The 12,711-nt window shown below is 39.0% G+C and carries 12 protein-coding genes and 1 tRNA gene; 8 read left to right on the forward strand and 5 right to left on the reverse strand.

Features of this window, described 5'->3' with window-relative positions; all coding sequences use genetic code 11:
- Positions 1–58: 58 nt before the first annotated feature.
- Both AB657_RS15160 and AB657_RS15165 read left to right on the forward strand, forming a co-directional pair.
- The gene (locus AB657_RS15160) at positions 59–1,006 is read left to right on the forward strand and encodes a hypothetical protein (RefSeq protein WP_047247269.1); all 948 of its coding nucleotides are present in this window, start codon (positions 59–61) and stop codon (positions 1,004–1,006) included.
- 51 nt (positions 1,007–1,057) lie between these two features.
- Positions 1,058–2,092: an N-acetylmuramoyl-L-alanine amidase family protein gene (locus AB657_RS15165; protein WP_047247270.1), complete on the forward strand. Its 1,035-nt coding sequence runs from the start codon at positions 1,058–1,060 to the stop codon at positions 2,090–2,092.
- A 1-nt stretch (position 2,093) separates the two neighbouring features.
- On the opposite strand, the gene AB657_RS15170 is transcribed toward AB657_RS15165, so the two are convergent.
- The 4 genes from AB657_RS15170 to AB657_RS15185 all read right to left on the reverse strand — a co-directional run bounded on the left by AB657_RS15170 (position 2,094) and on the right by AB657_RS15185 (position 4,897).
- Positions 2,094–2,786, reverse strand: a complete 693-nt coding sequence (locus AB657_RS15170) for a TIGR04283 family arsenosugar biosynthesis glycosyltransferase (protein WP_047247271.1) — start codon at positions 2,784–2,786, stop codon at positions 2,094–2,096.
- Between the two features lie 40 nt (positions 2,787–2,826).
- Positions 2,827–3,642 carry a purine-nucleoside phosphorylase gene (locus tag AB657_RS15175; RefSeq protein ID WP_047247272.1) on the reverse strand — a complete coding sequence of 272 codons (816 nt, stop codon included), beginning with the start codon at positions 3,640–3,642 and terminating at the stop codon, positions 2,827–2,829.
- Entirely contained in the window at positions 3,639–4,316 is a 678-nt protein-coding gene (locus AB657_RS15180; RefSeq protein WP_047247273.1) for a TIGR04282 family arsenosugar biosynthesis glycosyltransferase, read from the reverse strand. Before AB657_RS15180 ends, AB657_RS15175 begins: the two co-directional genes overlap by 4 nt.
- Before the next feature lie 74 nt (positions 4,317–4,390).
- Positions 4,391–4,897 (reverse strand): rhodanese-like domain-containing protein, encoded by a 507-nt coding sequence (locus AB657_RS15185; RefSeq protein WP_047247274.1) that lies wholly within the window; start codon positions 4,895–4,897, stop codon positions 4,391–4,393.
- A 64-nt stretch (positions 4,898–4,961) separates the two neighbouring features.
- Between AB657_RS15185 and AB657_RS15190 the strand changes: the two genes are divergently transcribed.
- Positions 4,962–6,530 (forward strand): glycoside hydrolase family 32 protein, encoded by a 1,569-nt coding sequence (locus AB657_RS15190; RefSeq protein ID WP_047247275.1) that lies wholly within the window; start codon positions 4,962–4,964, stop codon positions 6,528–6,530.
- A gap of 90 nt (positions 6,531–6,620) precedes the next feature.
- Here the strand turns inward: AB657_RS15190 and AB657_RS15195 are convergent.
- Positions 6,621–6,693: transfer RNA gene (locus AB657_RS15195), tRNA-Phe, on the reverse strand.
- A 413-nt stretch (positions 6,694–7,106) separates the two neighbouring features.
- Between AB657_RS15195 and AB657_RS15200 the strand changes: the two genes are divergently transcribed.
- The 5 genes from AB657_RS15200 to AB657_RS15220 all read left to right on the forward strand — a co-directional run bounded on the left by AB657_RS15200 (position 7,107) and on the right by AB657_RS15220 (position 12,711).
- Positions 7,107–8,747 carry a TldD/PmbA family protein gene (locus tag AB657_RS15200; RefSeq protein WP_047247276.1) on the forward strand — a complete coding sequence of 547 codons (1,641 nt, stop codon included), beginning with the start codon at positions 7,107–7,109 and terminating at the stop codon, positions 8,745–8,747.
- 27 nt (positions 8,748–8,774) lie between these two features.
- Positions 8,775–10,091, forward strand: coding sequence for a TldD/PmbA family protein (locus AB657_RS15205; protein ID WP_047247277.1), 1,317 nt, complete (start codon positions 8,775–8,777; stop codon positions 10,089–10,091).
- Between the two features lie 81 nt (positions 10,092–10,172).
- The gene (locus AB657_RS15210) at positions 10,173–10,793 is read left to right on the forward strand and encodes a DUF4159 domain-containing protein (RefSeq protein WP_047247278.1); all 621 of its coding nucleotides are present in this window, start codon (positions 10,173–10,175) and stop codon (positions 10,791–10,793) included.
- A gap of 9 nt (positions 10,794–10,802) precedes the next feature.
- Positions 10,803–11,810: an AAA family ATPase gene (locus tag AB657_RS15215; RefSeq protein ID WP_047247279.1), complete on the forward strand. Its 1,008-nt coding sequence runs from the start codon at positions 10,803–10,805 to the stop codon at positions 11,808–11,810.
- A gap of 4 nt (positions 11,811–11,814) precedes the next feature.
- Entirely contained in the window at positions 11,815–12,711 is an 897-nt protein-coding gene (locus tag AB657_RS15220) for a DUF58 domain-containing protein (RefSeq protein WP_047247280.1), read from the forward strand.

Raw genomic sequence — 12,711 nt, forward strand, 5'->3', positions numbered from 1 at the left:
GTTTCTTTTTTGTTGACGATATAATTTTTGGTAATATTTGTATAAGGAACACTATACTATGTACATTAAAATTTTTCGCCACCCTTTTTTTATTTTTCTATTTGTTTTAAACTCCATTTCTGCCCAATTTTCTAATGATACTATTGTGGCCGAAAAAGGAGACGGTATTTTCTCTATCCTGAGGAAATCTGGTATGGACCCCGTAAAGTATTACGAAAAATTCTTGCTGCTAAACGAAGACAATATTAAAAATGGTAGTGAATTGATTGTTGGTAAAAAGTACTTATTGCCTTCCGCCCCAGATTCGTTCAAAAATATGGGTATAAAAATATCGGTCAATAACTTGCAAGAAGAGCCAATATTCGATAAAAACAGGCTAATGTTGATGAAAGTTAAGGACAGTAGCTTAAAAAACACAGTTTATTACTTGGTAAACTCTAGTAAAAGAGAGGGTGAAGATAGTTTTGAGGGTCTGGTGCAACATTTGTCAAAAGATCTGTTAGAGAGAGGGGCAAGGGTATATGTGTTAGAGAACGATCCTTTAGAAGAAAGTATTGAAGGGGATAGTATGGACCCTAATAGTAAAAAGACCATGTATGGGGAGTATTCCAGCATCGTAAATAAAAAATATATAAAGCATAATGGTAGTTATCAGCGCTTGTTGTTGTTCGAAGATCAACTTAAAAATGAAAAGAACATGAACGTTTCGGTGCACTATTTCAATGAAAGCGAACAAGGGGAGAAACTGGCCAAGAACCTTCAAAAGGTGATAAGAAAAAATGCCATGAAAAGTTCGGAGGCCAAAGACGGCATCTCTTCTTTTAATGATGGGGTACGTGTTTTTTTTGCTAAGAATGTACTTCCTCCGGTTATAACTTTAGGTTTTAAAGAGTCTTCTAACCCGTCTGAAAAGGGCATTAAGGTAAAGACCGACAAGAAGTCGTTGGTAGATATTTTAAAAGATGGTATTCTGCAAGACCATGCGAGTTTAAATTTTGAAAAATAATATATTTTTTGCCCTTTTGTTCGGCATGAACTTTGTTTTCAATTTTTTGTGATGTATAAACTTTTTATAATTTGTTTTTTGTGTTTAGGGCAGATCCATGTGGTATGCTCTCAAGATACATTGGCTACCGTAACGGCAGAAAAGGGAGACGGTATTTTATCGCTGTTAAGAAAACATGGTGTGGACCCTTACCAATATTATGATGAGTTTGTAAATGTTAATATAGATAACCTTAGAGATAGTGTCCACCTGTACGAAGGGCAAACCTATGCGATTCCGAAAGTAACATTGGATACCGTGCCCATTGAAAGTTCTTTGCAAGAACAGTCTAAGGAAATAAAGAAAATAGAAGGCAAGACCTATGATATTTTTGGAGAGGACCATAAGACGGTCTTACCAAAAAGTGAGCGGTTAAAAGAGGCCGTTTATTATCTGGTTTCGGGTCACGGAGGTCCCGACCCCGGTGCTATGGCAGTGTATAAAGGTAAACCTATTGCCGAAGACGAGTACGCCTATGATATAACGTTGCGTTTGGCAAAAGAGCTGTTGGCCCATGGTGCTAAGGTATACATCATTATAAGGGATGAAAACGATGGTATCCGAGAAGAACGGATTTTGGATTTGGATAACGATGAGGTTGCTTACCCTGACAAGACCATACCCTTAAACCAATTGGCCAGATTGCGACAAAGGGTAGATATCGTTAATAATCTTTATAAAAAGAACAAAGGAGCTTACCAACGGTTGATCGTAACCCATGTAGATAGTAGAAGCAAGGGGCAAAATATAGATGTGTTTTTCTACCACCACGAAAAAAGTAAAAATGGAAAACGGTTGGCCGAGAACATTCACAAGACCTTTCAGTCCAAATATAAAAAGTATCAGCCCAACCGGACCTATTCGGGTACTTTTGAAGATCGTACCTCTTTGTACTTGGTTAAAAAAACACATCCTGCCATGACCTTTATAGAAATAGGCAACATACGCAACAAGAAAGATCAACGCAGAATTTTGGAACCTGACAATAGGCAGGCATTGGCCAAATGGATATCTGAAGGGGTAATACTGGATTATGAAGAAAGGTAGGTTAAAGGGCGATATGCTTTTTGTAATAGTTGAACAAGGTTTGTGGTCCACTGCCCAAATAATACTTTAGGTGTATCATTGCAAAATGGTACTGTAACCTTACATTTCCGTGCTTTTTATATCTTCTAGTGGAAGTTTCGATAAAGTCGTCTATGACCTTGAAAGAGGTCACTTTATAGATACGTCGAATAAACTCATTGTCCTCATAAATTACGAACTCCTCATTAAATCCTTTCAATTTTTTAAAAAGTTCTTTTGTTATGAACAAGGACTGGTCTCCACCACGGCATATAGGTTGGTTGATCTTTGTGAACCAAGCAAAGAACCCTAGAAAATAGCTTTGGGTGTCAAATTTAAGCCGGAAGCATCCTGTTTTATACCCTTCATTATAAGATTGAACGATCTTTTGGTCAAAACCCAAAGGAGGAAGGCTGTCAACATGTAAAAAATAAAGAATTTCACCCGTAGCTTTTTGGGTGCCTATATTCATTTGTTTGGCCCTGCCCGAGGGGCATGATATTGTTTTGACACCAAACTTTTTGGCAATGGACAAAGTGTTGTCGGTACTGCCACCATCCACTACCAATATTTCCTTTATTTGGTTTGAGGTTGAATGTTTCAAGATGGTTCTAAGTAGCTTTTCAATGTATGCTTCTTCATTTAGTACGGGGATAATAATGCTAATGCTGGCCATTGAAAAACTACTAGAACCTATTGTTGTTACCAATATTGATTTATATCTGTTTTATCAATTCTTTGAACAATTTTACCATTTTTGGTTCTGTTTTCTCTGCAATGGAGATAATTTCGTTAATATCTACCGGCTTAAGATTGGCCGGGTCGCACTCGTCCGTTAAAACGGATACCGCTATCATGGGAAGGTTCAGGTGATTTGCCACAATTACTTCGGGTACGGTGCTCATTCCTACCGCATCTGCACCCAATATCTTTAGCATACGGTATTCAGCTTTTGTTTCTAATTGTGGCCCTACGACAGAGGCATAGATTCCCGATTTTAATGAAATGCCATTATCTTTAGCTATCTCAATAAGCTTGTTTCTCATGTTTTGGTCGTAAGGCTCCGACATGTCTACAAACCGCTCACCAAATTCGGAGACATTTTTAAATGCCAATGGAGACCCACCTTGAAGGTTAATGTGGTCCTCTATCAACATCATATCACCTTTTTTAAAATTGGTGTTGATGGCCCCTGCGGCGTTGGATATGAATAATTTGGTAATGCCCAGCATGTGCATTACTCTAATGGGGTAGGTAATATCTAGAAAATCGTATCCTTCGTACAAATGAAAACGGCCCTGCATTACCACCACCTTTTTGTCCTCTATGGTACCGAAGACCAATTTACCGGTGTGAAATTCTACCGTGGCCAATGGAAAGAAAGGAATATGGTTGTAATATGCATCTATGGGGTTTTTGATTTCGTCTACCAATCTCCCCAGGCCGGTGCCAAGTACAATTCCTATTTCAGGTTTATCAAATCCTTTTGATACTAAATATGCTACTGATTCTTCAAGTTGTTCTTTTATCATTTTGTTATATGTTTTAAAAAAGGAGCAAAAACGGGTACGTCTTTGATGTCCTCATAATAATCTATATCGTTTCTAGTTTCCAATAACTCCGTCTTTTCGTTTTTTAGGTCGGCAAGAGTGTCTTTTAGCACACTGTCGGTGCCCCAATTTTTGTTTTCAAAAAGCTCGGGCTTTAATTTCTTCATGCCAAGTAAATAATACCCGCCATCTTCTGCGGGGCCTATTACAAAATCGTTTTGGGTGAGCTGTTTAAAGGCGTTTTCCAAATCCTCTTGATCTAGGTCGTACATGTCGCTGCCAATAATAATGATTTTTTCAAATCCTCTTTCAAAACCATCCTTAAAAGCATTGGCCATACGTTGGCCTAGATCTTTGCCCTGTTGTACTTTCTTGTCGTATATGGTATTTTTCCAAATATCGTTCTCCCAAATTTCTTCAGAATAATATACTGTTTTCTCAGCATAGAGTTTTGAGGTTATACTGACCGTATGCTCTAACAGAAATTTGTAGATGTTCAGGGCACATTCATCACCAACGGTTGCCGCCAAACGTCTTTTCCCTTTACCCAATTCTGGGTTTCGGGTAAAGATGAGCAATAGGTTTTTAGAACTTGCCAATGTAAAATCTATCGTTTTTTCGTCTTTTTCTGTCTTATTGGTCTGTAATATTCCCAAGGTAAAAGAAGTTTAGTTTATTGTTTCTTGCGAAAGGTTCAATGCTTTTATTGGTCGTATATAATTAGGTGTCCTTAATATACTATAATCCCTTTTTTCAAAAATTTGCTCCAATGTTTGTTATACGCGTGTACACTATCGGTGGCAACGCCTTTGAGGTTGTAAACCTCCCCGTCTAGATTTTTCCATTCAAAAATACCACCAAAAAGGTTTTTTACATTGGTGTAGCCCAGTTTTAAGAGTTTTTCTCCAATATGCTCTGAACGCACCCCTATAGAGCAATAAACAACGATGGGCGTTGCCTTGTTCATAATAGTATCAAGGACCCTTTGTTCGTCAAATTTTTTGTGCCCCACCCATATGGCCCCTTTTAAATGGCTTACTTCAAATTCTTCCTTTTTTCTGGTGTCCAATAGTATTAATAGCCCATTCATTTTTAAATTTTGTGGATACACATAGGGTACCGATTCTTTGTTCCATTTTTTTAGGGTTTTTTCTATACTACGTTGTGCTACTGTGGGTTGCGTAAATAGTACTGTGCTAGCTATGAGGTAAATAATGGGTAAAGAAAAACGAAACATAGGTGTAAATGTAGTATTTTTAAAGAGGAAGCTCTTTATGTAAAACCTTGATAAAAGTTATAAAATGTTAAAACATATAGTAAGAAGTGTAATTGTTTTTATTGTGTTGGGCAGTATTGGATGCAAAGAAAAATCGACGGAAAAGGCAATGGATAAAAAAAATGAGGTGGTCTATTATACAGAAGAATATAGGCCCCAGTTTCATTTTTCGCCTAAAGAGAAATGGATGAACGATCCCAATGGGTTGGTATATCACGGAGGAAAGTATCATTTGTTTTATCAACATTATCCTGAAGATATTGTTTGGGGGCCAATGCATTGGGGGCACGCGGTAAGTGAAGATATGATACATTGGCAACATAAACCTATTGCGCTATATCCGGACCGGCACGGGTACATTTTTTCGGGAAGTGCGGTTGTGGATACAGAAAATACTTCTGGTTTTGGAACAGCGGAAAATCCGGCTATGGTGGCCGTTTTTACATACCATGACGATACACTTCTGAAGAAGGGCGAAAATAATTTTCAGACCCAGGGTATTGCATATAGTTTGGATAATGGCGATAGTTGGACGGTATATGAGGGGAACCCGGTAGTGGGAAACACGGGAATCAAGGATTTTAGGGATCCAAAGGTTTTTTGGAACGATATTAAAAATAATTGGACCATGTTATTGGTGGCCGGAGACCATTTGCAAATATGGGAATCCGATGATTTGAAGAAGTGGGAAAAAGTAAGTGAATTTGGCCGTGACAAGGGTGCCCATGGGGGTGTTTGGGAATGCCCCGATTTATTTAAACTAAAAGTAGAAGGGCATGATGAGGAGAAGTGGGTATTACTTATCAGTATAAATCCAGGTGCCCCAAACGGGGGTAGTGGTACCCAATATTTTATTGGAGAGTTTGATGGGGATACTTTTACTACAGACCAAGAGGAGACAAAATGGATAGATCTGGGAAGGGACAATTATGCCGGGGTAACGTATAACAATGTACCGAACCAAGATAGAATTTTTATTGGTTGGATGAGCAACTGGGATTATGCTGCCGATACACCTACAAAAGTTTGGAGAAGTGCTATGACCTTGCCCAGAAAATTATCTTTACATAGAAATAATGGGCAATTGGAGCTGTACAATTATCCATTGGAAAACTTTGATAAGATTGTTGGTAAGTCTTATGAACAGCCTCTCATCTCACTAAAGAAAAATGAACTAAAACAGCTAGACCTGCAATTTGGAAATAGATCGGAAATAAAATTCAATATGGGAGCACATAATGCCAATTGGGTTTTTAGTAATGAACAGGGTGATAGCTTAAAGGTCTCAGTGGATATTAAAAATAAAAAGGTGTTATTGGATCGTTCTAAGTCCGGCCTTACAGATTTTAGTCCGAAATTTAGCGACGGCTTACAAGAGATGAATATTCCAAACCTTAAAGATGGTAATATAGAAGTGCGCATGATACTCGATCACTCGTCTTTAGAGCTGTTTTTTAATAAAGGACAATATGTAATGACCAATCAAATTTTTCCTACCAGTGCGTATACCAAATTGACCATAGAAAATTTGTCGGACGGGGTACTTGAAATAAAGAGTTTTACCGAAGGCGAAGTAGAACGAATTTGGGATTGATGCTCTTTTTAAACATGTAATAAGTTAAGCAATAGTGTTTGCGAATACCGTAGAACAAAAAAATCCTTACCGTTAGGTAAGGATTTTTTGTGGTACCTCCAGGAATCGAACCAGGGACACACGGATTTTCAGTCCGTTGCTCTACCAACTGAGCTAAGGTACCAGATGCTCTGTAAGCGGCTGCAAATATAATTTCAAATTTGAGATATACCAACTAAAATTTAAAAAAAGCATGTTTTTTTGTTCCTTACAGATAGGGTTAGACTAAGGTATATGGTTGTAGAGGTTTAAAAAATAGAAGGTTATGTTCTTTTTTCGAGGAATTATTTTTCTTTTTCGGATTAAAAGTGTTTCTAAATTGTGAATATCATAAAATCTTCTTAATAAAATCTAAATACGGATATGATGTATGTGTATAATTCTGTATTTTTAAGAGCATCACGGGTGAAATATGTCCATCATATTTTTTGTTTGAAACATGTGATTAATAGTGTGCATAAATTTTAAAGTCTAGTGAAAACCTTGGTAAAAGTGTTTTAAGCTAGATAATACTGACCAAAATATAAATACTAATACATGAAAAGAAGAGACTTTGTACAATTATCCGGAATGGGTGCAGCATCCTTGTTGGTGCCTGCGAGCATGATGGGGAATACGATTCCGACAGAAGCCCTGTTAGCTCCAGGGATGGATGTTGTTGTAAAAAAACGAATGGCCGATGTTGCCTTGAACACAGCCAAATCTTTAGGGGCCACCTACGCAGACGCCCGTATTGGAAGGTATTTGAACCAATATGTCTTTACAAGGGAAGACAAAGTGCAAAACGTGGTTAATACCGAATCTTTTGGTATTGGTATACGGGTTATAGCCAATGGCACTTGGGGATTTGCCTCTACCAACAGTGTTACCGAAGACGGAATCAAAAAAGCCACTCAACAGGCAGTGGCAATAGCAAAGGCAAACTCTAAAATTCAAAAAGAACCGGTGAAACTTGCGCCTGTTCCATCGTACGGTGAAGTATCTTGGAAAACACCCATTAAAAAAGACTTTAAGGAAGTACCCGTTTCAGAAAAGGTAGATTTATTATTGAGTGCCAATGCCGCTGCAATGGAAAGTGGTGCCAATTTTGTGAATTCTGCCCTGTTTATGGTAAATGAGCAAAAATACTTTGCTTCTACCGACGGTTCGTATATAGATCAAGATGTGCATCGTATCTGGCCAACGTTTAGCGTTACGGCCGTAGATAGGGGTGCTGGTAAGTTTAAGACCCGACAGGCCATGAGTGCCCCCATGGGAATGGGGTATGAGTATATGGACGGTCTTGCCTCTGAAAAAAAGGAAGGTCCGGCCGGAATAACCCTTTACAGCAAAAGTTATGATATTGTCGAGGATGCCGTGCAAGCGGCCAAACAGGCAAAAGAAATGCTGACCGCAAAATCTGTAGATCCAGGCAAATATGACTTGGTATTAGAACCTAATCATTTGGGGCTTACCATTCATGAATCTGTTGGTCATCCATTAGAACTGGATCGTGTATTGGGCTATGAAGCTAATTATGCAGGAACAAGTTTTGCAACCCTTGATAAATGGAAATCGGGTAACTTTAACTACGGTAGTGAGATTGTTAACCTAGTGGCCGATAAGACCCAAGTAGGTAGTTTAGGTGCGGTTGGTTATGACGATGAAGGGGTTAAATGTAAGAAATGGGACTTGGTAAGGAACGGAACCTTGGTAAACTACCAAGCAATTAGAGATCAAGTGAATATTCTTGGCCAAAATGAATCGCATGGCTGTTGTTATGCTCAAAGCTGGAACGACGTTCAGTTTCAGCGTATGCCTAACGTTTCGTTAGAACCGGGTAAAGAGAAATACTCCATTGCCGAGATGATCAAAGATGTTGAAAAAGGGATATATATTGCAGGTCGTGGATCCTACTCCATAGATCAGCAGCGTTATAACTTCCAATTTGGGGGAACTATTTTTTATGAGATAAAGAATGGCGAGATCGTAGGTATGTTGAACGATGTTGCATATCAATCCAATACCCAAGAGTTTTGGAATTCTTGTGTAAAAATATGTGACGAGAACGACTATCGTTTGTTTGGTTCTTTCTTTGATGGAAAGGGGCAGCCTTCTCAGGTAAGTGCGGTATCACACGGTAGTGCTACTTCAAGATTCAATGATATTAATGTAATTAATACTGGTCGTTCCATTTAAAGGATACGCAATTCAAAAAATTCGAAAATGGCAATATATACAGAAGAAGAAGCTAGAAAAATAATGGAAAAAGCCCTAAGCTTTTCCACAGCCGACATCTGCGAAATAAATTTGAGCGGTAGTGAAAGTGGTAATATCCGTTATGCAAGAAATTCCGTTTCCACATCGGGTCATAGATCAAACCAGACATTGGCAGTACAGTCCAGTTTTGGAAAAAAATCGGGAACGGCAACAATTGACGAGTTTGACGATGCCTCTTTGGAAAAAGTGGTAAAAAGGGCAGAGGAGTTGGCAAAGTTATCGCCCGAAAACCCCGAATTTATGGATCCCTTAGGTCCGCAAACCTATGACAAGGCAATAAATTATGTGGAGGCAACGGCAAATATTACACCTGAATACAGAGCGTCTGTGGCCAATGACAGTATTGAGCCGGCTACCAAACAAGATGTTACCGCAGCAGGGTTTTTAGATGATTCGTATGGTTTTAGTGCCATGCTTAACTCTAAAGGGTTGTTTGCCTATAACAAGTTTTCAAATGTTGATTTTACGGTGACCATGAGAACCAACGATGGTACCGGATCTGGTTGGGTATCCCGTGATTATAACGATGTTACCAAATTTAATGCCGCGGAAGCTTCTAAGATAGCAATAGACAAAGCCGTAATGTCCAGAGAGGCAAAGGCAATAGAGCCAGGTAAATATACAGTTATTTTAGAGCCTGCGGCTGCCGAAAATCTTATAAGAAACATGGGGCGGTCTTTAAATGCACGTACAGCGGATGAAGGTCGTAGCTTTATGTCCAAAGAAGGCGGTGGTACAAAAATGGGAGAGAAGATTTTAGATGAGAGGGTCAATATTTGGTCCGATCCATTACATCCCGAAGTGCCGACCTCCACATGGAACGGTGCAGGGCAGCCTCTTAAAAAAACTACTTGGATAGAGAACGGTGTAGTCAAAAATTTGGCGTACAGTAGATATTGGGCAGAGCAGAAAGGAGTAGAGCCTGTTCCTTTTCCAAGTAACCTGATCATGAGCGGTGGAGATGCTTCATTGGAAGATTTGATCAAGGGCACCAAAAAGGGGATTTTAGTGACCAGATTATGGTACATACGCTCGGTAGATCCCCAAACATTGCTCTACACAGGTTTAACAAGGGATGGAACTTTCTATATCGAAAACGGAAAAATTAAACACCCTGTTAAAAATTTCCGCTTTAACGAAAGTCCTATTATCATGTTGAATAATTTGGAAACCCTAGGTAAGCAAGTAAGGATCAATGGTAACCTAATACCGTACATGAAAATCAGGGACTTTACATTCACCAGTTTGTCTGATGCAGTTTAAAGGATAGTAATTTTATAAACTGGTTGCAATTGAAGATGGTTGTAACCAGTTTTTCTTTTAACATAATAGAATAGTATACCGTTGAGCAATGCCTTTTTTTTTACCCGTCTTCAATACGAATCCGGCGATTGGGATGTAGATCAGCGAATGCCCTCTAATCTGCTGAACTCTTTGGTAGAGTATACCACGTTGCAAGTGAACACTGTTGAGAATATAGTGCCACTGGCCAGTGACGATATTTTTAAATGTCCTTTTTGTTATTTGTCGGGCCATAAGCTGGTGCAGTTTTCAAAAAAGGAAAAAGAGAATTTTAAAAAATATGTGGATAACGGTGGGTTTGTTTTTGTAGATGATTGTAACCACGATATAGACGGTCTTTTTGCAAAGTCTTTTGAGCGGCAAATGGAAGAGTTGTTCGGTAGTGAAGCTCTTAAAAAAATACCTAACGATCACGAATTGTATTCTGTTTTCTTCGATTTTGAAGATGGTCCGCCTACGACCTCACAAGAACTCAATGGTTGGGGCGATGATTTGGTGCACGAATATTTGAAAGCTATTGAAGTAAAGGGTAGAATTGGTGTTTTGTACAGTAATAAGGATTATGGTTGTGAATGGGACTATGACTTTAGAAACAAAAGATGGTATAAGATAGATAATACAAGATTTGGAGTAAATATTGTGATGTACGCATTAACTTCTTAAATACATAAAATGGATAATAATTTGGCAACGGCCGAAAAGGAGATAAAGGCATTAACGGATAAACTACCGTTATTAAAAAAGGAAATAGGCAAGGTGATCATTGGGCAAGAAGAGACCATTGAACATTTGTTGATTACTTTCTTGGCAGGTGGCCATGCGCTTTTGGAAGGTGTGCCCGGTCTGGCAAAAACCTTATTGATAAAGACAATTTCGCAAGCTATTGACCTAAAGTTCAATAGAATTCAATTTACCCCGGACCTAATGCCTTCTGATATTGTGGGTACCGAGATATTGGAAGAAGACCATACTACTGGCAATAAGTATTTTAAATTTAACAAGGGGCCCATATTTGCGAACATAGTACTGGCCGATGAGATCAATAGAACGCCGCCCAAGACCCAAGCCGCACTATTGGAGGCAATGCAAGAATTTGAGGTAACGTACTCTGGTAAAACATATAAGATGGACAGGCCGTTTTTTATTTTGGCGACCCAAAACCCCATTGAGCAATCGGGCACTTTTCCATTACCAGAGGCACAACAAGACCGTTTTCTGTTTTACATAAAAATATCCTATCCTTCCGCATCGGAAGAAGTCACTATTTTAAAAAGTACTACAGGCTCCAATAAACCAAAAATAGAAAAGATAATCGGTGGCCCGGAAATTATAAAGCTACAAACATTGGTGCGCGATGTACCTATCAGCGATGATCTTATCGCTTATGTAAGTGATATAGTAAGAGCTACTAGACCAGAAACTTCTACAAATGAATTTGTGAAGAATTGGGTGAGTTGGGGAGCAGGGCCAAGAGCCGGACAGGCAATGATATTAACGGCAAAGGCCAGGGCTTTGCAAGAAGGACGTTTTTCAGTTACCCTAGAGGACATAAAAAGAGTGGCTTACCCCGTATTAAGACATCGAATTATAGTCAATTTTAGAGCCGAGGCAGAGGGCATAACTTCCGATAAGGTAACGGAAAACTTATTAGAAAATATAAAAGTGAACATTAAGCGCTGACCCATTGAAAAACGATTATAGGCAATTACTACAACCTCAAATTATCAATAGTGTGTCTGGTTTGGCATTGATTGCCCGTGTGGTCGTAGATACTTTTCTGGCCGGGTCGCATCAAAGTAGAAGGATCGGTACCGGATTGGAATTTAGCCAATATAGAGGGTATCAGCCAGGGGATGACATGAGGCTGTTGGATTGGAAAATGTTGGCGCGATCCGGTAGGTACTACATAAAAGAGTCCGATATAGACACCCATGTCACTGTTAAGTTTATTGTAGATACCAGCGCCTCAATGTTACATGAAGAAGATGGTCTTAAGAAAATGGATTATGTGCGTGTACTGGTGGCGTCGCTGGCTTACTTATCGCAAAATCAAGGGGATTCGGTGGGTCTTTTTGCATTGAATAATATTAATTTGCAAAGCCTTTTTCCTTCTTCAAATAGAAAGCATTACAATCGTTTATTGCATGAACTTATCCATATGAAGGTGGGGGGGGTGTGGCCTTCCGATCAGAACGATTTGGATAAAATTCATCAAAGAACCCAAAAAGAGCTATTGTTTCTTGTGACCGATATGCACGAGAACAATGCGGAGTTGACCAATTGGGTGCTTAGCCTAAAGACTTCAAAAAACGAAGTTTGTGTGTTACATGTGTTAGGTAAAAATGAAATAGCGTTCGATTATAAGGGAGCCATTGTTTTTGAGGACCTGGAAACCGGGGAGAAGGTAAAAGTAAATGCAAAAAATGCAAAGGAAGCCTACCTTAAGGCTATGCAAGGCAGCTTAAAGGAAATTAAAGAAGCTTTTTTGACCAAAGATGTCGGGTATGAACTCTTTAGATTGGACCGCCCCATAGAAGAGGCATTGCAGTTTTTTTTAAAGAAAAGAGCACGTTTAAGTTGA

Origin of the sequence: Maribacter thermophilus (assembly GCF_001020565.1) — a bacterium.
In the GTDB taxonomy this organism is placed as follows: domain Bacteria; phylum Bacteroidota; class Bacteroidia; order Flavobacteriales; family Flavobacteriaceae; genus Maribacter; species Maribacter thermophilus.